Source organism: Halobiforma nitratireducens JCM 10879, assembly GCF_000337895.1.
GTDB classification, from domain to species: domain Archaea; phylum Halobacteriota; class Halobacteria; order Halobacteriales; family Natrialbaceae; genus Natronobacterium; species Natronobacterium nitratireducens.
Genome location: NZ_AOMA01000059.1, coordinates 1 through 21,650 on the forward strand (window position 1 = coordinate 1; position 21,650 = coordinate 21,650).

16 protein-coding genes are annotated in these 21,650 nt (G+C 62.2%); 10 read left to right on the forward strand and 6 right to left on the reverse strand.

Going from position 1 to position 21,650, the window contains the following annotated elements; all coding sequences use genetic code 11:
- Positions 1–122: 122 nt before the first annotated feature.
- Positions 123–1,031, reverse strand: coding sequence for a PhzF family phenazine biosynthesis protein (locus C446_RS04255; RefSeq protein WP_006671831.1), 909 nt, complete (start codon positions 1,029–1,031; stop codon positions 123–125).
- Positions 1,032–1,398: 367 nt separating this feature from the next.
- On the opposite strand from C446_RS04255, the gene C446_RS04260 reads away from it, so the two are divergent.
- From C446_RS04260 to C446_RS04270, 3 genes are all read left to right on the forward strand, one after another.
- Entirely contained in the window at positions 1,399–1,611 is a 213-nt protein-coding gene (locus C446_RS04260) for a hypothetical protein (protein ID WP_006671832.1), read from the forward strand.
- 178 nt (positions 1,612–1,789) lie between these two features.
- Positions 1,790–2,140 carry a DUF7344 domain-containing protein gene (locus C446_RS04265; RefSeq protein WP_006671833.1) on the forward strand — a complete coding sequence of 117 codons (351 nt, stop codon included), beginning with the start codon at positions 1,790–1,792 and terminating at the stop codon, positions 2,138–2,140.
- A gap of 168 nt (positions 2,141–2,308) precedes the next feature.
- The gene (locus C446_RS04270; protein ID WP_006671834.1) at positions 2,309–3,478 is read left to right on the forward strand and encodes a zinc-dependent alcohol dehydrogenase; all 1,170 of its coding nucleotides are present in this window, start codon (positions 2,309–2,311) and stop codon (positions 3,476–3,478) included.
- A gap of 36 nt (positions 3,479–3,514) precedes the next feature.
- On the opposite strand, the gene thiC is transcribed toward C446_RS04270, so the two are convergent.
- The gene (gene thiC / locus C446_RS04275) at positions 3,515–4,999 is read right to left on the reverse strand and encodes a phosphomethylpyrimidine synthase ThiC (protein WP_006671835.1); all 1,485 of its coding nucleotides are present in this window, start codon (positions 4,997–4,999) and stop codon (positions 3,515–3,517) included.
- Positions 5,000–5,174: 175 nt separating this feature from the next.
- Here thiC and C446_RS04280 point away from each other — a divergent pair, with 175 nt between their 5' ends.
- A complete protein-coding gene (locus C446_RS04280) occupies positions 5,175–5,876 on the forward strand; it encodes a phosphoribosyltransferase (protein ID WP_006671836.1) in 702 nt (233 codons plus the stop codon).
- Between the two features lie 7 nt (positions 5,877–5,883).
- Here C446_RS04280 and C446_RS04285 read toward each other — a convergent pair whose 3' ends face one another.
- Positions 5,884–8,676 carry a heavy metal translocating P-type ATPase gene (locus tag C446_RS04285; protein WP_049920025.1) on the reverse strand — a complete coding sequence of 931 codons (2,793 nt, stop codon included), beginning with the start codon at positions 8,674–8,676 and terminating at the stop codon, positions 5,884–5,886.
- 294 nt (positions 8,677–8,970) lie between these two features.
- Here C446_RS04285 and C446_RS04290 point away from each other — a divergent pair, with 294 nt between their 5' ends.
- Complete coding sequence (locus C446_RS04290; RefSeq protein WP_049920026.1) at positions 8,971–9,357, forward strand: pyridoxamine 5'-phosphate oxidase family protein; 387 nt, start codon at positions 8,971–8,973, stop codon at positions 9,355–9,357.
- Between the two features lie 269 nt (positions 9,358–9,626).
- Here C446_RS04290 and C446_RS04295 read toward each other — a convergent pair whose 3' ends face one another.
- Together C446_RS04295 and C446_RS04300 are read right to left on the reverse strand one after the other, a co-directional pair.
- Positions 9,627–11,042: a hypothetical protein gene (locus C446_RS04295; protein WP_006671839.1), complete on the reverse strand. Its 1,416-nt coding sequence runs from the start codon at positions 11,040–11,042 to the stop codon at positions 9,627–9,629.
- A gap of 462 nt (positions 11,043–11,504) precedes the next feature.
- The gene (locus C446_RS04300) at positions 11,505–12,380 is read right to left on the reverse strand and encodes a hypothetical protein (protein WP_006671841.1); all 876 of its coding nucleotides are present in this window, start codon (positions 12,378–12,380) and stop codon (positions 11,505–11,507) included.
- Positions 12,381–12,805: 425 nt separating this feature from the next.
- Between C446_RS04300 and C446_RS04305 the strand changes: the two genes are divergently transcribed.
- Positions 12,806–14,425: an HTTM domain-containing protein gene (locus C446_RS04305; RefSeq protein WP_006671842.1), complete on the forward strand. Its 1,620-nt coding sequence runs from the start codon at positions 12,806–12,808 to the stop codon at positions 14,423–14,425.
- An 85-nt stretch (positions 14,426–14,510) separates the two neighbouring features.
- Here C446_RS04305 and C446_RS04310 read toward each other — a convergent pair whose 3' ends face one another.
- On the reverse strand, positions 14,511–16,376 hold the full coding sequence (locus C446_RS04310; RefSeq protein ID WP_049920027.1) for a S9 family peptidase: 1,866 nt from the start codon (positions 16,374–16,376) through the stop codon (positions 14,511–14,513).
- Positions 16,377–16,583: 207 nt separating this feature from the next.
- On the opposite strand from C446_RS04310, the gene C446_RS04315 reads away from it, so the two are divergent.
- The 4 genes from C446_RS04315 to C446_RS17800 all read left to right on the forward strand — a co-directional run bounded on the left by C446_RS04315 (position 16,584) and on the right by C446_RS17800 (position 21,573).
- Positions 16,584–17,255 carry a class I SAM-dependent methyltransferase gene (locus tag C446_RS04315; protein ID WP_006671844.1) on the forward strand — a complete coding sequence of 224 codons (672 nt, stop codon included), beginning with the start codon at positions 16,584–16,586 and terminating at the stop codon, positions 17,253–17,255.
- A gap of 795 nt (positions 17,256–18,050) precedes the next feature.
- Positions 18,051–19,046 carry a linear amide C-N hydrolase gene (locus tag C446_RS04320; protein WP_049920023.1) on the forward strand — a complete coding sequence of 332 codons (996 nt, stop codon included), beginning with the start codon at positions 18,051–18,053 and terminating at the stop codon, positions 19,044–19,046.
- Positions 19,047–19,286: 240 nt separating this feature from the next.
- Positions 19,287–20,369, forward strand: coding sequence for an endonuclease NucS domain-containing protein (locus C446_RS17795; RefSeq protein WP_160162955.1), 1,083 nt, complete (start codon positions 19,287–19,289; stop codon positions 20,367–20,369).
- A 194-nt stretch (positions 20,370–20,563) separates the two neighbouring features.
- Positions 20,564–21,573, forward strand: a protein-coding gene (locus tag C446_RS17800; protein ID WP_152419362.1) for an IS630 family transposase whose coding sequence is annotated in 2 segments (ribosomal slippage) — positions 20,564–21,065 and positions 21,065–21,573 — 1,011 coding nt in all. Because the reading frame shifts where the segments join, the coding sequence is not laid out codon by codon here.
- Positions 21,574–21,650 lie beyond the last annotated feature (77 nt).

Genomic DNA, 21,650 nt, shown 5'->3' on the forward strand with positions numbered 1-21,650 from the left:
CGATCCAGTCGCTACAACCACTGAGGCGGGCGATTTTCGCCATGAACCAGCTGAAAATCACCCCGCCTCATCCTTCAGCCTTAACTAAACACGACCTGTCGATCAGGCCCGGACGACCACGTTTAGGCCTCGAGAATGTCGTCTTCGTCGTCTTCGGGAACGACCAGCGTCCCCTCGAGGGCGACGACTCCACGGCCGCCGACGCGGACCCCCTCACGGTCGCCGACGCGAACCCGGACGGTCCCCGGCCGGTCGACGTAGTGACCCTGCTCGAGGCGGAGCTCGTCGGGAAAGTCGTCGTCGAACGCGCCGAAGCGATCGAGGTACGCGCCGGCGGCACCGCTTGCGGTCCCAGTGACGGGGTCCTCGGGGACGCCCGCACCGGGGGCGAACATCCGTCCGTGCAGGGTCGATTCCCGCTCGAGGGCATCGAAGGTAAACAGATAGACGCCCGCGGCGTCGACCGACTCGGTGAGGGTCTCGATCGCGTTCATATCGGGTTCGGCGCTGCCCAGGTCCGAGAGGTACGTGATCGGAACGATCAGAAACGGGAGCCCGGTCGAGGAGACTGCAAGCGGGATGTCGTCGCTTGCACCCTCGAGTGCGGCGGCGTCGACGCCGAGAGCGTCCGCGACGCGGTCGTAACTGAGTTCGACCTCGCGGATGCGGGGCGGTTCCTGGGTCATCCAGACGGTTCCGTCCTCGTCGAGTTCGATCTCGAGGACGCCGACGTTCGTCTCGAGGGTGGTCGTCCCCGACTCGAGTCCGTCGCGCTCGCGTAGGTAGGCGAACGAGCCGATCGTCGCGTGACCACAGAGATCGACCTCCTGGGCCGGGGTGAAATACCGGATTCGGCGGTCCCCCGCGTCGCTCGAGCGCAGGAACGCGGTTTCGCTGACGGCCATCTCGTCGGCGATGGCCTGCATCTGCTCCGTCGAGAGATCGTCCGCGTCCGGCACGACGCCCGCGGGGTTGCCGGCGAGCGGTTCGTCGGTGAACGCGTCGACCTGAACGATCCGAGTCGTCTCCATACGACGTGGATCGAGCGACCGGGGTATGAATCCTCGGCTCTCGGTTCTCGGTTCTCGGTTCTCGGTTCTCGGTTCTCGGTTCTCGGTTCTCGGTCCCCAATCTCCGCTTTCCGGCCCTCGGTTCCCGTCTTTCGACACTCCACTCCAGGGTCGATCCCGCCCTGCCCCGCCCCGCCTCGAGCCCCCGTTCTCTCGAGCGCGTTCGTCACTGGTCGTGGGTCTGACTGCACGCTGTCACACCGAGACGTGACCAGGGGGCTCCCGCGATCGCAGATCGGAGGGACGAGCCCTTTATCCGCGCTCGCGACCTGTTGGACTTCGTCGTTCAGCTGCCCACGGGCCCGGACGGCGATCACTTAGAAACCACATGGAAACAGACAACAACACCGACGACCGTTCGTTCGAAGACGAACTCGAGAGGATCGTTCTCGCCGCGTTCGCCCGGGGAGACCCGGTCGAAGGCCAGTGGACGATCGACGTCCCCGTCTCGTCGGCCCCGGACTGGACGATTACGGTCGAAAAACGCTCTCCGAAAACCCACTCGAACCAGAATCACGATCCGACGCTTCTCGACGACTGACCGCCTCGTTCCGGGGTACGTCAGCCAACAGAACTCGCGAATTGATTGTCCAACTTCTTTTGCTATCCGGCCGCAAAAACACCTATGTGACCGGTCCCGAATGGTAACTCGTACTCTGCCGAAGTTGCCGGCCGAGAAACCGTTGGATTCCGACGCGTAGGTGAAGTACGGAGAGTATATGACGCCCCAAGCCCGAATCCCAGACGACACAGACACCGATCCGGACGAAATTCCGCCGACGCGGCTGTTCGCGGTGTTCGCCGACGAACGACGGCAACGGATACTGACCTATCTGACTCAGCGACCCGGCGCAGTTCTGGTAGGTGATATCGCCGAGTACATCGCCATCGCCGAGGGCAACCCCACCGAGGAGTGGTACGAGCGGATCAGTACCGACCTCTATCACTCGCACCTGCCCCGGATGCGCGATTGCGGACTCCTCACGTACGATCTGGAGACGGAGTCCGTCTCGTTGACGGTCGAGCGGACGGTACTCACGCCGTATCTCGATCTGACGACCAGCACGTAGTCGGTCGGACACTCGTCACTGTCGGACCTCGACCGAGGTGTTCGTTTTTCGTCGTCGGACTCGGCAATACGGAACGCGGGGTTCGTGTAGACGGGCGCACAGACAGGCCCTCGATTTACCTCCCGGGTCGGTGAGGTACCATCGAGTGACCAGCCAATGGACGGAACGATGAACGCGCTCACCTGGCACGGCGACCAGGACGTCCGCGTCGAAACGGTCCCCAAACCCGAGATCGTCAACCCAACCGACGCTATCGTCGAGATCACGGCCACCGCTATCTGTGGCTCCGATCTGCACCTCTACAACGGCTACATGCCCTCGATGCGCGAGGGTGACGTGCTCGGTCACGAACCGATGGGCGACGTGGTCGAAGTCGGCGAGGATGTCGACCGTCTCGAGGTTGGCGACCGCGTGGTCGTCCCCTTCACGATCAGTTGTGGCTCCTGTTGGTTCTGTGATGAGGAGCTGTACTCGCTGTGTGATAACTCGAATCCGAACGCCGAACTCGCGAGCAAGATCATGGGGCAAGCACCGGCGGGCCTGTTCGGTTTTTCGCACATGCTGGGCGGGTACGCCGGCGGACAGGCCGAGTACCTGCGGGTGCCCTACGCCGACGTCGGCCCGGTCACGATCGACTCCGACCTCTCCGACGAGCAAGTGCTCTTTCTCTCCGATATCTTTCCAACGGGAGACATGGCCGCTGAAAACGCCGAAATCGAGGAGAACGACACGGTCGCCGTCTGGGGGTGTGGCCCCGTCGGCCAGTTCTCGATCCAGAGCGCCCGGATGCTCGGCGCGGAGCGGATCATCGCGATCGACCGGGTGCCGGAACGCCTCGAGATGGCCCGCGAATACGGCGACGCCGAAACGATCGACTTCGAGGAGGCGGACGTCTACGACCGGCTGCTGGAGATGACCGGGAACCGCGGTCCGGACCGCTGTATCGACGCGGTCGGAACGGAAGCCCACGGAACGGGCGTTGTCGGGGCGACAGACCAGCTGAAACAGGAGGTGATGCTCCAGGACGACCGCCCGACCGTGCTCCGGCAGGCGATCCGGTGCTGTCGGAAGGGCGGCACGCTCTCGATTCCCGGCGCGTATCTCGGGCGCTCGGACAACGTCCCGACCGGCCCGCTGATGAACAAGGCGCTGACGATCAAGACCGGACAGACCCACGTCCAGCGGTATCTCGATCCCCTGCTCGAGAAGATCGAGAACGGGGAGATCGACCCGTCGTTCGTCATCACTCACGAGGGGGCGCTCGCGGACGGGCCGGAGCTGTACCGGAAGTTCAACGAGAAAGACGACGGGTGTATCAAGGCGATACTGACGCCGTGAGAGGTCCCCAGCCGGCCCTGTCGTGAGATCGCGGGATCAATCGTCGCTTGCGGTCCCCGATTCCGACTCGACCCCCGGCTCCACGTCGGTTTCCGACGGGACCCCCTCACAGTCCTCGATCGGCGGCAACTCGTCGGATTCGTGCGTTCCCACCGGCGGGACGTTCACCTCGGCAGCCGGCGAGGACTCGAGGTCGGTGCCTGCCGACGACTCGAGTTCGGCCATCTCGCCGTCCGCGCCGTCGCGGGCGTCCTGATCGATCCGCATCGAGCAGAACTCGACACCACACATCGAGCAGAAGCGGGCCTCCTTGTAGTTGTCCTCCGGGAGCGTCTGATCGTGGTACTCGCGGGCGCGGTCGGGATCGAGCGCCAGCCGGAACTGCTCGCGCCAGTCGAACTCGTATCTCGCTTCGGAGACGGCGTCGTCCCAGTCTCGAGCACCCGGTCGCTCGTTGCCGACGTCGCCCGCGTGGGCGGCGATCCGGTAGGCCGCGAGTCCGTCACGGACGTCTTCCTCGTCCGGGAGTCCGAGATGCTCTTTCGGGGTGACATAACAGAGCATCGCCGCGCCGGCCTGGGCGGCCATCGCCGCCCCGATGGCACTCGTGATGTGATCGTACCCCGGGGCGACGTCGGTTACCAGTGGCCCGAGCACGTAGAACGGCGCACCGTCACAGACTTCCTGCTGGCGCTCGACGTTTTCGGCGACTTCGTGCATCGGAACGTGACCTGGCCCTTCGACCATCACCTGGACGTCGTGCTCCCAGGCGCGGCGGGTCAGCTCGCCGAGTGTATCGAGTTCGGCGTACTGGGCTTCGTCGCAGGCGTCGGCCAGCGAGCCCGGGCGGAGGCTATCCCCGAGGCTGAAGGTCACGTCGTGTTCGGCGAAGACCTCACAGATCTCGTCGTATAGCTGGAACAGGGGGTTCTGCTCGCCGTGTTCTTCCATCCACTTTGCCATGATCGAGCCGCCTCGCGAGACGATTCCCGTCTTCCGGCCGTCGGTCAGCGGCAGGTGTTCGGCGAGAATGCCCGCGTGGATCGTCATGTAGTCGACGCCCTGCTGGGCTTGCTTCTCGATGACCTCGAGCAGCAGGTCCGTGGTGATCGCTTCGGGGCTTCCGGCACGCTTGACGGCCTCGTACAGCGGTACCGTGCCGATAGGGACGGGCGAGTGTTCGACGTGGGTCTCCCTGATCTCGTCTAGGTTCGCGCCCGTGCCGAGATCCATCACAGTATCCGCGCCGTAGTGAACGGCGGTGTGAAGTTTCTCGAGTTCGGTCTCGAGGTCGCTGCTTTCCTCGCTGTTGCCGATATTGGCGTTGACCTTCGTGGCGAACTCGCGGCCGATGATCATCGGATCGAGGGCGTCGTGGTTCCGGTTGGCCGGGATCACGGCCTGACCGTCGGCGACCTGTTGTCGGACGTACTCCGGGTCGCGGTTCTCCCGGTCGGCGACTCGCTGCATCTCGTCGGTAATCGTACCCTCGCGGGCGGCTGCGATCTGGGTTCGCGCCATCGATAACTAGGTTGTAGTAACGAGTTATAAATCTAGGCGTCCGGGGAGACTGTCGGTGAGAAGCGTCGCTTCCCGACGAATGACGGGCGTTCGAATCCACCAGCGCGCAACGACGCGCGCGTTTCAGCCCACTTATGAGGATCGCCGTCCAGTCTCCCGAACAGGTGGCCACCAGATGTCCGACCTACCGGACGATTTCGACTGTACGATCACGAATTGGGAGTACATTTACGGCCTCTGTCGGGATGTCAGCGACGACGTGCGTCGCGACGAGTTCGAGCCCGACGTCATCGTCGCCCTGGCCCGCGGCGGCTGGTTCGCGGGTCGGTGTCTCTGTGACTTCCTCGGGCTGGACGACCTGACCAGCCTGAAGATGGAACACTACGTCGGTACTGCCCAGAAGTCCGGCGAACCGACTGTCCGCTATCCGATGCCGGAAGGCAGCGTCGAGGGGAAAGACGTGCTGATCATCGACGACATCGCCGACACCGGCGGCTCGATCGAACGGGCCTACGAGTACGTCGACGATCGTGATGCCGGCGAGGTCAGGACCGCTACGCTCCAGTTGCTCGGCACCAGCGAGTACGAACCCGACTACGTCGGCGAACGGCTCGAGAACTGGACCTGGGTCGTCTACCCCTGGAACTTCATCGAGGACATGGTCGATCTCATCTCCGGCGTGATGGAACAGGCGACAGAAGAGTCGTTCACCCAGGAAGAGATTCGTTACTACCTCTCGGAGTTCCACGGCATCGACCGCATGGAGATGGAGATCGCACAGCCCAACCGCATCCCAGAAGTAATCTCCGAGATGGAGCGCCGAGACGTCGTCGAGTCGACCGGACCCGGAGAGTGGACGCTGGCCGACGACGAGTAGCGGCCGCTCACTCGAGCAGCGGCCGGAACGCGTTCCCGACCACGACTGCCGCGGTCGCCGCGACCGCGGCGGTCGTCACGAATGGGTTCAACACGCCCGCAAGCGCCGCCGGCAAGACGATCGCGTTGTACGCAAACGCCAGCGCGATCGTCCCTCGAACGCGACGCCGCGCCGCGGCTGCGAGTTCGAACGCGTCGCCGACGGTCGGCAAGCTATCTTCCACGATAGCGAGGTCTGCGGCGTCGGCTGCAAGCGCAGTCGCCCCGCCCATCGAGATACCGAGATCGGCCACAGCGAGCGCCGGTGCATCGTTCGTTCCGTCCCCTACCATCGCGACCCGGCCCCGTTCCTGCAGCCGTCGGATCGTCTCCGTTTTTCCGTCCGGCGGCACGCCCGCGAACGCGTGATCGACTGCCGGATGATCGGCGAAGAAGGCAGTCGCCTCCTCGTCGTCGCCCGTCAGAACGACGACCTCGAGCGCCCGCTGTCCGTCTCCCTCTCCCAGCCGCGACAGCGCGTCGTCCCAGTCCGATCGCGGTTCGTCGCCGACTACCACGTACCCTTCCGCGCGTCCGTCGCGGCCGATCGCGATCGGCAGCCGACCGAAACCCCGTTCTTCGCGGAGCCGCTTCTCGAGGTCGTCGGCAATCGACCACCCTCGTTCCCGGAAGAGATCGGGATGCCCGACGAGGAGACGGTTCCCGTCGACGATCCCAGTGACGCCCGTGCCGAGGCTGTCGAACTCCTCGATTCGGCCCGGACTCGCGGGGGCCTGCCCGCCGTCGCCGTCCGGACGGGGCTCGTTCGCGGACACGTCCCACCCTCCGTCGTCCCCGAACGCGTCGGTGATCGCGGCCGCGACGGGGTGGGCGGCCCGCCGCTCGAGGTCCCCGACGGCCGCGAGCAGGTCCGACGGTCCTTCAGCCTCGAGAACGGTCATTTCGCCGGTCGTCAGCGTGCCCGTCTTGTCGAAGACGACGACGTCGATCTCCCGGAGTCGCTCGAGGACGGACTCGTCGAAGACGACGATCCCGTGGGAAAGCGCCTCTCGCAGCCCGGCCCCGACAGAGATCGGGGCGGCGAACCCGAGCGCCCACGGGCTCGCGACGACGACCGTGACCAGAAGGGCAGTCACCGCAGCGATCCCGGTGCCGCTCTGGAGGTAGGCCACGGTGCCGACGGCAACTGCGACCGTGAGGACGAGCGGCGCGATCACGGCAGCGACGGCGTCGGCACGCCGCTGGACGCCGTGGGTGGCGCTCTGGAGATTCCAGACGGTTTCCGTGAGCCGATCGATGCTGCTCGTGGTCTCGGAGCCGACGTCGACGACCGCGGCACCGGAACGGACGATCGAGCCGCCGACGACGGGATCGCCCGCCGTCTTCCGGATCGGGAGCGACTCTCCCGTGACGACGGCCTCGTCGACGGTGCAATCGCTCTCGAGCGTGCCGTCGACGGGAATCCGTTCCCCTTCGAGGACGAGCAGCCTGTCACCGGCCGTCAGATCGTCGACGGGGACGGTTCGAGTGGGTCCGCTGTCGCGGTCGCTCGAGTGGGGGCCGGCCTCGGAGTCGGGTTCGGAACGGTCGTTCGGACCGGAGCCAGCGCCGGAACTAGGTCCTGACTCGGGTTCGGTCTCCTCGTCCCAGCCGGACCGTGTCTCGAACATGCGTGCCGTATCGACCTGGGAAATCGTCAACTCGGTCAGCCGATCCCTCGCCCGGCGTTTGACCGTCGCCTCGTAGAAGACCGCCGCCATCACGAGCGCAGCGACGACGATCGTCAGGTCGTAGTAGAGCTCGATCCGTCCGAGGGCGATCGCCAGCGTCCCGTAGGCGTAGGCCGCCACGATCGTCAGCGCGGCCAACAGGTGCGCGTTCGGCCGTCGCAGTTTCAGGCTCACGTAGGCCCCACGAAGGAGCGGGCGGCCCGTCAGATAGAGGACCGCCCCGGCGACGACCAGGAAAACCGGCAGGAACAGGAACCCGTCGAAATCGGCGAACGCGTCCTCGTAGAGGTGAAGCGGCCCCCAATCGACGAACGACGAGAGATAGACCGGGTAGAGGACGGCCAGATACGGCACGAGCAGGAACGAGCCGAAGACGATCCCCACGACGTACCGGAACTCGAGTGCAGTGTCCGAGCGGCGTTTCCGAATCCCACTCATCTCCCGGGAGCGACGTGTCGACCCCGTCGTGGTTTCGGTTGCAGTGTCGCTCTCCGTCGCCGCCTCTGCCGGGCGGGAACGCCGGTCGGTACCTCCCTCGCGACCGCCGGTCTGCTCGTCGCTCGTCGCCTCGGACCGCAAATACGCGGTGTAGCCGAGGATACTCAGCGCGTCCCGAAGCTCCCTCGACGAGACTCGTTCGGGGTCGTGCTCGATCCGTACCGACTCCGTGACGTAGCTCGCGGCGGCGTCGACGACGCCGTCGCGATCCTCGGCGACCGACTCGAGGAACGATTCACACGTCGCCGAGTGCATGCCGTCGACCCGGAAGAACGTCCGGTCGACGGGTTCAGTCGATCCGTCGTCGGTCGCTGTGTCCGTTTCGGTCGCACGGTCGCCGCGACCTCCGCTCGTCGACGACTCGAGTGTCCGGTCGACGTCCCGGCACCCACTCGAGCAGTACCGGCGGCCGGACTCCGCGTTCGCCGTCCGTCGGCAGCCAGGTCCGGACCCGGACGACGACTGCTCTGCCGACGCGGTTTCATCCGCCGCGTCGACGGAGAGCGGGGTGCCACAGCAGACACACCGCTCCGTTCCGGAGTCGCGTCGGGGGCCGGATCGACGATCAGTCACCGTCTCCACTTCCACGGCCGTGCCAATAACAATACCCGTCGTTCGGCGGGTGCCAGGGAAGCGGACATCACTGACCAACTGGAATCCGAGCAGGTACTGTCGGACACGACCGGTCGACTGCTCCGGCCGGCGGGTCGATCGTCTCGGACTGGCCGGCACGTTGCTGCACTGTGTTGTGGCTTCCCCCCGCGTGGCCGACGACCGGCGACGATTCACGAGTCCGGCTCTCGACGAACCGGACGGAACGGCACCGCAGGGAGAGCACTTTTGTCCGTCGGCGTCGCCACAGCGGGCGTGACGATCCCCACCGAAGCGCAACGGCGTCTCACGGACGAACCACTGGTCGCACACCTCGGTACCTGTTCCGACGGCCGACCCCACGTCGCACCAGTCTGGTACCGGTACGACGGCGACGACGTGCTCGAGATCGTGACCACGGGACGGAAACTCGAGAACCTTCGGGAGAACCCCCGCGTGGCGCTCTCGATCCAGTCCGACGAGGGCGGTGACCCCGACTGGACGATCACCCTCCTCGGGACGGCGACCGTCGTCGACGACGAGGAGCAGTCCGTGACGGCCCGCCACCGCATTCACGAGCGGTACGGTGCGGACCCCGACGCCTACGACGAGAACGTTTTGGTCAGGATCAAGATCGGGACCGCGAACTATCAGACGTACTGACTGATAGCAAAGAGCCAGACGAGAAAGCGATACGCTGCGCTGCAAAACGGTTCCTGCCGCACGTCGACCGTTCAGTTTCCTGTTTGGTCTATAGTTCCAACTGCAACGATGTGCACACTGATCGTCGATCCGTCCGGTGATCAGGTTCCCACTGACTTGCAGTGGCTACTGTAGATTAGACTTCGATCCCGGAACGCACGAGTCGAACGACTGTCGATGGGAATCGACGCCGTCACCGACGTGATAGCGACTGATCCGGCCGCTGAGGATCAGTGGTCTTTCTTTTTCGCCCCGTAGTCGCCGTGGCCCTTCTTTTTCTTCTTCTCTTCTTTGTTGTACTCTCGATCTTCGTGGGTCGGGAAGATGGTCGCCTCCGCGAGCTGCTCGTCGTCGTCGTACAGCGCCACGGTGACACCGTCCTCGGGTTTCTCACCGAGCGGAACCCAGAAGTCCGTCGCCGTTTCTCCAGGCACACAGACGTATCCGTTGACATCCGTGTCCACGATCCGCCACTCGAGGGGCGCTTGCCCGTCGCCGAGGTTCGTCGCACGGAAGACGCCAGCCCGCTCGTCGTGGTCGTAGTGGATCGCCTCGAGTTCGATCTCTTCGGGATCGATCTCGAGATCGGCGTCCTCGTCGCAGCGTTCTTCGGGCATCTCCGTGCCGTCGAGCAGTTCGCCCTCGTAGAACAGCTGTGCCACGAGGTTCGGATTGGTCGTCCCGATCCAGACGTCGATCGATCGGTTGCCCGGAACCGTTACCACGGCATCGCTGTCGGTCCCTGGAAGACGGAACGTCGGACTCAGCGGAACGCTCTCGTTGTTGATAACGCGGAACAGCGTCCGGTTCTCACAAATCTCGAGACACTGTGCTGTGAGATTGAGACGGCCTCGCGGGATACACTCCTTGTCCTGGTTGCTTCCGACGACGGCGAGTTGGTTGCTGCCGTGGTAGAAGTACAGGGTGGCTGCACCGTCGGAGGTCGTCGCGTCGACTTCGAAGTAGGTCGCGCTCTTGCCGGGGACCGACACCGTCCCTTCGCGGTCCGAGCCGGCGATGTCGAACTCGAGTTCGACGAGCCGTTCGTTGTCGTTGACGACGCGAAAGCGGGCTGTCTCGCGCTGCGTATCGACACAGACCGCCTCGAACGAGAGCTTGTCGTAGTCGATGGTGGCGTCCTCGTCTTCTACCGTCGCCACCGGTGCCTCGGCACACTCGTTTGCGTTCGCCACGAGTTCGCCGTCGATGGCCACCGCGAGGACCTTGTCGCCGGAGTCCGCCGGGCGATCGTAGAACTGGTAGACGTTGAACTCGTAGGTCCAGTCTCCGCCGTATCGGGCGAACTCCCTGAGCCGCTCGCCGGTCACTGTCACGGCGACGTGTTCGATCCGTTCGTCGACGGCGTTGTACGTCACGAACCGGAGGTGAGTCGGTAGTTCGCCCGTCTTCTGGAAGCGGACGAAAGCGGCGTCACAGCCGTCGAAGTCGACCCGATCGGCGTACTTGCTCTCTTTGTCCTTCTCGTCGTCCTTGCCCTTCTCGTGTTTTTTCTCTTCTTTCGCTTCCTTGTCGCCTGCGCCCGCGGCCGCGGTACCGAGTCCGAACCCGGTACCGCCGACCAGCGCGCCGGTCGTTGCGATGCTTCTGAGACTATCCCGTCGGGAGAGTGTGCGTTCGTCGGTCATAGTGGGCTCCCGGCCGCCGGCAGCCGCCGGCTCCGGTGAGTAACGAACTCTCCGATACACTGACGGTTTGTAATCGGTGAACTACCGATTCTCACGACGATACTACCGCACTGACCGTCAACGACCGCGAATAGTCACGAAATCGAACCTGTGCTAGGAGGGCGCTACGGTCCTGCTTTCGAGCGGAAACGTCCGGCTATGGACGGCTACGACCGTCCTTCGGCCTCGAAGGGAACGGAAACCGATCCGTACGACCGCCGACGCGGCGAGTCCGGCTCGAGTGGGTGCGTTCTCCCGTAGAGCACGAAGAATAACCGCCCATACGTTCGATATCGGGCAGGCATCGCCGCCGTCTTTGCTCGTCGAGGAGAGAGATACGGGCGACGTTCGATACCAATGGGCCGCCTACCGAACGTCGCTGGCCGTCAGGACGCCAGTCGGTATCGTCCCACTCGGAGCCTATCACTCCTCGAGTACGGCCGAGAGGTTCTCGGACCACAGGCAGGGACGCAAAGCGATGTCGTAACCCGTCGTATCCCGGACGTTCGAGAGTCCGTCGCGGAGCTGGTCCCACTCGTGGTCTAGCAGGTCGGCCCGCTCACCGGTTCCCATCACGCCGGTGTTTTCCGGATCGTCGTCGTGACAGAGCGCGAGGTGGGTCAACTCGTGGAACACGAGTCGTACCTCCCGCGCCCGATCCTCGCGTTCGGCGACGACAGCGCGGTTCCCGCCGCTGAACCCGTTGACGTACCCGTTTCCGTCGACTCCGCTGCCGATCGCGTCCATCCAGGGGCTGTAGATACGCCCCTCGTATGGAGGCTCGATCGCACCCGGAACGACGATCAGTTGTAGTGCCACGTCCTCGAGTACCGGTTCGACTTCTCCGCGGTAGAAACTGTTTACCCCCCACAGCAGGTCCTTGACCGAGAGCCCGTACTGCTCTTCGATCGTCTCGCGGTCGTATCGATGCGGGTACGTGAGCCACTGCGCGTGAATGCCGTTGGTCCGAAAGAGGTCGACGACCGTCCGTCGCGTCGTCGGCGAGATCGTCGTCCCGCCGACGTACCGCACGTCGATCAGGAGGTCGCGGCGACCGACTTCCAGCCCCTCGAACTGGCTCCCGAAGATCGCTTCGAGTCGAGCGTGGAAGCTCTCGGATCGCTTCGAGCGGTCGGGAATCCCGTCACCGTCGCTGTCCTCGCCGACGGCCCGGGTGCGGGCGGCACTTCCGATTCCGCCGACGAGCGGGAGAGCAGTCGCTGTACCGACCGCCCGGAGAAGGGTCCGCCGGGGATGACGTCGGAAGCAGTCGTCGCTCGAACCTCGCCGGCCACCCATCGTAGGAGTAACCAGTCACCTGTCCTGACGTTACGCTATGCGTGTATTACGACACGCTTTATTTCAGCGTCGGACCCGAACGGGAACGGGAACGGGAACGGGAACGGGTTCCGGCCCTCGCCTTTGCCGCCCTCATCTGGTTCTTGACCCTCGAGACGAAACTGTTCGACGGGAACGACGGTTCTTCAACGAGGACATCGTTATTTGCTAACACATCCAAACGGCTACCACGGAGAACGGCATACTGACCGGATACCGTATGCCGTACGACTCGACCGAAACGTGCGCACACCTCCGTGACTCCGCCTTTCGTTCGGCCTGGGTCCGGTCTCGAAACCCGTGGCCCCGACCGGGGCTGAATCCCGATCCGCGGTCAGGGACGGTTCCGACCCGACCGCGAACGCAGGGGCGACTCGAGCCGTAGAATGGGAGACACGTTCGGAGGCCTGTCCGACCGGGCCCGCCGCGCTCGAGAGCGACTCGCGAATCCCTCGTACGTCGACCCGGCGTTCGTCCGCATCGATACGCGGTCGCTGGCCGCGTTCCGGATCCTCGCCGCCCTGCTTATCGTCGCTGACATCCTGCTTCGAGCGCGGAACTTCACCTTCTTCTACACCGAAGCGGGGGTCGTCCCGCAGTCACTGGCGACGGAACTGACCGCCGACGGTGCGTTCTCGGTCTACTACTACACGACGGACGCGACCGTGATCGGGGCACTGTTTGCGATACAGGTTCTGTTCGCCCTGCAGTTGCTCGTAGGGTACAAAACGCGGCTCGCGACCGTGCTCTCCTTTCTTCTGGTCGTCTCGCTCGACCACCACAACCCGCTCGTGCTCAGTTACGCCGACGTGCTGTTTCGCCTGCTGTTGTTCTGGTCGATCTTCCTCCCGCTGGGCGAGCGATGGTCGATCGACGCCCTCCACTCCGACGCGTCCCCGCGGACGGGCGTCACGAGCCTCGCGTCCGCCGCGATCCTGACACAGATGATCTTCATGTACTTCCTCAACGGCTATCACAAGACGGAGTCGGACCTGTGGATCGGCGGGGAGGCGACCCCGCTCATCATGGGGCTCGACAACACGACCTTTCTACTGGGAGATTTTACCCGACACGTCCCGACGCTGCTGCAGTACGGTGGCCTGACGTGGTACTACATCCTGTTGTTCTCGTGGCTGCTCGTCCTCCTGCGTGGCCGGGCACGGACGCTGTTCGCCGCGATCTTCCTCGGCGGCCACGCGTCGTTCGCACTTACCGTCCGGATCGGCGCGTTCCCGTACGTCGCCATCGCGGGACTGGTGTTGTTCCTGCAGACGAGTTTCTGGAAGGACACCGGAACCGTGTTGCGAGCGGTTCCGGCCGTCCGGTCCCGCGCAGCTCGCGCCAGTACTCGACTCGAGCGGCTGGGACACCGGGTTCCGGCGGCGACACTCCGCTCGGGGCTGGATTCGCCGCCGGTCGAGGTCGGCCGAGTCACTCGAGCCGTGTATTCTCTGGCACTGATCGTCGCAGTCGTCTCGGTTCTGGTCGTGCCGGCGCTTTCGTACATGCCCCTCGCCGAAGCGATCGACGAGGACGACGGGCTCCAGGAGCGGATCGACGAGCGGGCGGCGATCGTCGGCGTCGACCAGCCCGAGTGGAGCGTTTTCGCCCCACACCCGCGTACGTCGGATCGATACTACGTCTTCCCCGCCGAGACCGCCGACGGCGGGGTGATCGACGCCTATAGCGGTCGGGAGATGACGTACGATCGCCCGTACGAGGAGCTACAGCGACAGTTCGGCACCTACCGTGAGCGGTTCTACATGGGTGACGTCAGGCGCGGCAGCGCCGACGACGCGGCCCCCGAACTGCTCGCGGAACACGTCTGTACGAACTGGGCCGACGACCGAGACGTGGACCTCGAGCGGGTCAACATGTACCTCGTCGTCGAGGACGTGACTCTCGAGACGCTCGACGACCACGAGGACCGCGATCGGTCGATCGACCGGCTTTACGCACACGGCTGCGGGACCAACGAACCACAGGAGATCGCGCCGCCGGACTGATCGGCACGGTCCCGCTCCGCCTCGCTGGCGACACGTTGCGGTCGAAAGGCCACCGATCCCTGCGCGTTCGTACTGATCGGTAGGATCAGACGTGTGCTTCGAGGAACGCCGCGACCCGCTCGAACTGCTCGATACGGTTCTCGAGCTTCGTCGTGTGGTGACCCTCGTCCTCGAAGATGCAGGTCTCGACCGGGACGCCTTGTGCTTCGACCGCATCGGCGATCTGTCGAGCCTCGCCGACCGGCACGCGTGGATCGTTCGCCCCGTGCTGGACGAACAGCGGACACTCGATCCGATCCACGTCGTGGATGGGACTGATCGACTCGAGTAATTCACGATCCTCCTCGAGCGAGCCGTACTCGGCCTCACGATGGGAACGGCGGTAGTCGCCGGTGTTCTCGAGGAACGTCGTCCAGTCGGCGATGCCGACGAAGTCGACGGCGGCGGCCCAGAGGTCGGGGTACTCGGTGATGCTCGCGAGCACCATGAACCCGCCGTAGGAACGTCCATAACAGACGACCCGGTCGTCGTCGATCGCCGGCTGGTCGCGCAGCCAGTCGACGCCGGCTGCGATATCACGAACCGAGTCCATCCGTTTCTCGACGTCGTCGAGGGCGGCGTACTCGCGGCCGTAACCCGAGGAGCCACGGACGTTCGGCTCGAAGAGCGCGTACCCCTGGTCGAGGAAGTACTGGCGGACGGGCCGGTTGCGCCAGGACGGTCGTCGCTGGGAGTGGGGGCCACCGTGTACGTCGACGATGACTGGGACATCTCGGTCCCCTTCGGGATCGACTCCGTCGGGCAGCGTGAAAAACGCCGGAATCTCCCGCCCGTCGAAGGTCTCGTACAGGATCAAATCCGGGTCGTGGTATTCCTCGAGTGGGACACCGCCCGCCGAGGGGGCGGTCCAGCGGTCGGCTTCGATTCGGGCGTCGTTCTCGAGACCGTCTGTGTCGTCGAGTGCGGTCAGGTCGGCTACGTAGATCGAGTAGTTCAGGTTCGTCGACGAGACCGTCGCCGCCAGCCGTTCGCCGGCCGGCCCGATCGTCAACTCGGATGCGACGCCATCAGGAATCTCGACTCGGGCGACGACTGCCTCGGTCGCGCTCTCGAGTCGCCCCACGTACAGTTCGGAGTAGCCGTCGACGTTACGCGCGTACCCGAACCGTCCCGTGTCAGCCCCGAGCACGAACGCGTCGACGCTCCACTCGCCGCCGGAACGGACGGTCTCGGTCTCGAGCGACTCGAGATCGATCCGGACGAGTTCTTTCGTATCGCTACGGGCGTCGCTTACACAGTAAATCCCCTCACCGCCCGGTCCGAACGTCGGGTGATCGTACCGGACATCACCCTCGTGAGGCGTGACGTGGCTGTGTTCGCCCGTCTCGACGTCGACGACGTGAAGGTCGGCGTCCGAACTCGCGTGAGCCTCGCCGACCAGCAGTCGTCGGCCGTCTGGACTCCAGTCGGCGACGTGGTAGCGCCCGTCGCCTTCGAGGACGAGGGTCGGCTCCGCGTCCGGACTGGCTGTTCTCTCACCGTCGAAGATCGTCTGCACGTAGACATCGAACGTCGACGGATCGCGGCGATTGGCAGTGAACGCGATCCGGTCGCCGTCGGGACACCAGCCGCCCCACGAGTGGATCGTGTCCGGCTGGTCGGTCAGTTGCCGAATCCGTCCGTCGTCGGCGTCACAGACGAACAACTGATCGTGCTCGTCGGCACCGGCGTCCTTGCCGAAGGCGATCAGTTCGCCGTCGGGTGCCCACGAGACGAACGACACGCGCTCGTCGTAGAACGTTCGCTGGGTGGGCCAACCGCGCGGTTCTTCGACGGTCCAGACCTGCATCGTTCCGGTCGTGTCGGCGAGAACGGCCAGTTCTTCGTCCGGTCCGAACGTCGGGCTGCGGGTCCCTCGAGCACACAGATAGGAGCGGAGCTCGCGAGTCATAGACAGGATGCCGGACCGAGCCTGTTTGAAGCTATGGGTCTCGGCACCCGGCTCGAGAACGGATGCCGACCTCGGCTTCGAAGTTGAATCGAACCTGAACCCGAACTCGAACTCGAACTCGAACTCGGACAGCCACCACCGTCGTCTACACACTCCACTCATGCCGGTGACCGACGGGACTTTACGGCTACGTCGTGGAGTTCACACGTGGATTCTAACGAGGTTCGACGACAGTGGGCAAATCGGTCCGCAGCGTACTCCCCGGAATACTACGCGTATCACGGGCCCGATAAGCGCAGCAAGTCGGTTCGCGGTCTGCTCGAGCGGTTCGTCGACCGGGACGCGTCGATCCTCGAACTTGGATGTAGTTCGGGCCGGCACCTCTCTCATCTCGCCGACCACGGGTTCGAAGACCTGGCTGGAATCGAACTCAACGGTGATGCGTTCGACGTGATGGCCGAGAGCTATCCCGAACTGGCCGAACAGGGCACGTTCCACCACGCTGCAATCGAAGACGTCGTCGAGGAGTTCGAGGACGGCCAGTTCGACGCAGTCTATTCGGTGGAAACGCTTCAACACGTCTCCCCCGACAGCCGGTGGGTCTTCGCGGAGTTAGCTCGAATCACGTCGGACCTCCTCGTTACCGTCGAGAACGAAGGTGATCGGTCGGTCAGTACCGAGAGCGGTGACGACGCCGACACCGAGGCATCGACCGACTACGAGGTTACCTACGTTACCGACGACGTGCCCCTCTACCACCGCGACTGGAACCGCGTGTTCACCGACCAGGGATTGGTCGAGGTCGCCGCGGAGGCGGGCAAACGCGATACTGTGCGAGCGTTTCGCCCGCCTTCGAGTGTGGCCGCCGAGGATCGCTGAGCGTCGCTCAGTCGCTGGAATCGCTCGTCTGTTGGATACCGGACTCGCACACCGATCGAACGCCGCCTCTCGAGACGGGTGAGAAACGACCGCCGGTCCGGATACCCGTTCTCCACTGTGCTTTCTCGAGCAATTGTGATCTCGTGGTCTCGACACGGTGTCGTCTCTCCGCTGCGCTGGTGATGAGGTGCCAAAGCAGTCTCTGCCGTCCATTACCGCCCGTCGGGGCGACGAGCCGATCGAGCCGACGACACTCCTTATATGATAATAATAGCCTAAGTCAAACAGTAGCAAAAGCCTATATACGACCGGGAGTCACGTCAAGCCATGGCACAAACCATGAAAGAAGTCTCGCACACACCACCACACGGAAAAGCACCGACGGACGTCTGGAAACGGGGATTAGAGGACGAAGACTAGACTCGGTCACGAGCAGGTATCGACGCGTCGTTGTTTCATACGGTTCACTGTACTCAACTACCGCTGATCGCCAGACTGTTCGGAGATCGGCAGTAACTGGTTACAGCAATCCGTCTCAGTAGTCCCTTGCTACAACGATCAGTAGATGCGACTCAGCCTGGACTCGTCGAATCTGCCCCCTGAGCTGGTGACGGCAGCCAGGCCCCTCGACCGCTCGGTGTCGCGTCCGGACCGTCGTTCGGCCTCGAGGAGACGATCTTTTAGCCGTGACGTATCAGTTCGGACCGGCGGCGACTTATGATCCTGCGTGGGGACGATAGGCCCATGCTCGGATCTGGCCTACACGACGACCGGGTGAGAGGAGGGAGACAGTAAATGTGTACTCGACTGGTGTATCTCGGTCCCGATGACATCGTGCTCACTGGCAGGTCGATGGACTGGCACGGCGAGATCGGAACGAACATCTGGGTGTTCCCGCGCGGGATGGACCGAACGGGCAAGGTCGGTCCGAACTCGCTCGCGTGGACCGCCGAGTACGGTAGCGTCGTCGCCTCGGCGTACGACATCGCGACGACCGACGGGATGAACGAGGCAGGCCTGGTCGCGAACGTGCTGTGGCTCACCGAATCCGACTATCCGGACTGGGACGGGAACAGGCCAGGACTGTCGATCTCGCTGTGGGCACAATACGTCCTCGACAACTTCGCGACGGTCGCGGAGGCGGTCGAGGCGCATCGAAACGAGGAGTTCGTCGTCGTTTCCGACGAAATCCCGGACGAAGGCCGGCTCGCAACCCTCCATCTGTCCATCTCGGACGCCACCGGTGACAGCGCCGTTCTCGAGTACGTCGACGGCGAGTTGCAGATCCACCACGACCGAGCGTACCAAGTGATGACGAACTCCCCGCCGTTCGACCGGCAGCTCGCACTCGAGGAGTACTGGTCGGAGATCGGTGGCACGGTCATGCTTCCGGGAACAAACCGTCCAGCCGACCGATTCGTTCGCGCGAGTTTCTACGTCGATGCACTCCCACAGACCCGGGATCGTCGAACCGCAACTGCAGGCGTCTTCGGTGCGATCCGCAACGTCTCCGTGCCGTACGGGATCAGTACGCCCGACGAACCCCACATCTCCTCGACGCGCTGGCGGACCGTCGCCGACCACCGGAACCGACGCTACTACTTCGAGTCGGCGCTCTCACCGACCGTCTTCTGGCTGGATATCGAGGGGATCGAGTTCGATGCCGATGCCGGCGTTCGATCGCTATCGCTCGGCGAGAACCAGGCGACCGTCTTCGCTGGCGATGTCGTCGACGAACTCGCCGACCGTGAGCCGTTCGAATTTCTGGGTGTCTCTCCATCACCGAGTTGATCCAGCAACTCTCGAGGACGGAGAATTGACACAGCAAGTGAATTGAGGGCCTCGGCACTCGAACAGGAACGACTTACCAGTACCACGATATTATCTAAGAAAAATCGATACCAATAGTCCACTTGTCGGTATCATTATCATCTGATGCATAGTTGATCGATAGGAAACCCCGTCCTCGAACAGACCAAGAGTTTACCTCAACCAGTATTTTTTATACGGTAACGTGATATTTGTGTTATGATGAGCGTGACTGATTCCCCTAATCAATCAGACCAGAACTCAAATGGGGAATCAACTTTCCGCCAGTATGGTCCTGTAGTTGTTTTTTGTGTTGGTTTGGGGCTTCTTTTGGCTCATGCATTTTTACCTGAAACTGTGAATATAGATTGGTGGACAATTCTTTTATTAGCTATCTTGGCACTCCTCCCTTTCTTTGCAGATATAAAAGAGCTGGTTTTGACACCAGACGAAGGCCTTCGTATAACAAAAACTACGGGGGAAATCAAAGATCAGGTAGAGTCAACAAAGGAGAGTGCAATTGAGAAACTTCGCAAACGTATTGAGAATCTAGAGAAGGAAGATGAAGAGGAACCAGTAGAAAACAAGATCAATACTCAACTCAATGAAATAAGGTCGGAAATCTATGATATTGCTCGAGATCAGAGCCCAGAATTAGCATTTTTCGAGTTGATGAGAAGGCTTGAAAGAGAACTAAGAAGCGTCCTTGAAAAAGAAGGAGTTCAGAATATTGAGAATGCTGGACTTGGAAAACTAACCCAACTCGCCGAACAGCACGAAATACTAGGAAAAGATTTGATTATTAATCTCGAGGATGTCAGACCTCTTCGAAACCGAGTAGCACATGGAGAAGAGGTTGAGACAGCAGAGGTAGAGGAAATGATAGAATTGGGGCTTGACCTGTTAGAGGCTCTGCTTTACGACCGAGAGACAGCTAATATTACAGAACAAGCAATATTGGACGCGATTCTCCAAAACCCAGAAATTGTGGAAGAAGGGTTTGAACCGATTACAACCCAGCAAAGAACCGAATACGGCGTGATTGATCTTGTAGGTGAAGATCGTGAGGGTAACAAAGTACTAGTCGAGATTAAATCCCACACTGTTGACCATACCCATTTAAAACAATTAATTAGTCTCCGTGAGGCTCGAAAAAATGAACTTGGAGACAATACTCGAGCAATCTTGATTGCTCCCTCGGCCAGCGGGTCTATTAGAGAGTTCTCTGAGGAGAGAATAACTGTTAAAGAGATTGATCTGAGAGATCTGCGTCATAGAAGCGAGCACAGCTACGATTTGAGCTGAATAAAACAAAATCCCTGATTGATTTATTTGCTTTTAATAGTTTTGAATATAAATCCATTATTCAGGATTGAGTCGGAGGTATAGTTCTTGAGATTCGATCGAGCCTTGTTGGTAGCTGTCGCCAGAAATCACATGGACTCTTTTGATACTGAAGGCTAAAAGTTCATGAGGTTCGCGTATCTAACCTCAATACGGTGACGCTGGAGAACGTCTCAGCGGATCATCTCCGTCAGGTGTTGGAACAGGTCGAAGAAGCTGCTGCGTCGGAGCGTCTGATGGCTGCAATCACGTACAAAGAGTTCGACGACGTTACGCAAGAAGACGCAGCAGAACTCTACGGCTACTCCGAAGGGTGGGCTTCGAAGTGGTTCAACCGCCTCGAACGGCTCGAAACTGAGCCGTTCGAGGCTGTTGTCTACGACAAACCACGTGAAGGCAGACCAACGGAACTCTCCGACGAACAGCACGAACAGTTCGTTGAAGCACTCCACGACCCACCTGAGGAAGTCGGATATGACGCGCCCGCGTGGTCTGTTCCACTGGCGCGTCACTATCTCGCCGAGGAATTCAACGTTGAGTACTGTGAACGCCACGTCCGGCGATTGATGTCCGAGGCCGGGCTGTCCTGGAAGACAGCCCGGCCGGAGTTCCACAAATCCGACGAGGGAGCCCAAGAAGCCTGGCAAGAAGGATTCAAAAAAAGCACAACGACCTGGACGACGAATACACGATCCTGACCATCGATCAGACGCGACAGGTACTCTCGACGCTGACCTATGCGTGGTTTCCGGAAGGAGAGCGCCCGTCACTGCCGGTGACGGGCGCGTGGGACAGTATCAAACTGCTCGGTGCAGTCAGCGATTCCGGCGAGACGTTCTTTCTCCCCTGTGCCGAGAACTTCAACAGCGACACGACGATCCGCTTGTTGGACGCTCTCCAGACCGAATTCGGCGAGAAAATCTGCGTTATCTTGGACAACGCCTCGTATTTCACGGCTAACGCAGTGCAGGAATTCGTCGAAGACACACCGATCGAACTATGCTACCTTCCGCGGGGTTCACCGGAGCTGAACCCCGCGGAAGAGTGCTGGCGGCAGCTTGACCAAGAACTTGGCAACCGTCTGTTCGACACCCTCGACGATCTTCGTGATGCTGCGCTCTCTGCGCTCGATCGTATCGAAGTACCAGATGTCTTGCTCTGTTGAACGCAAGAAGGCGACAGTATTGAATTTATGATATTCGTCTTAATGCCGCTATATGGCCTGAGAGTCCTGTTTTGAAA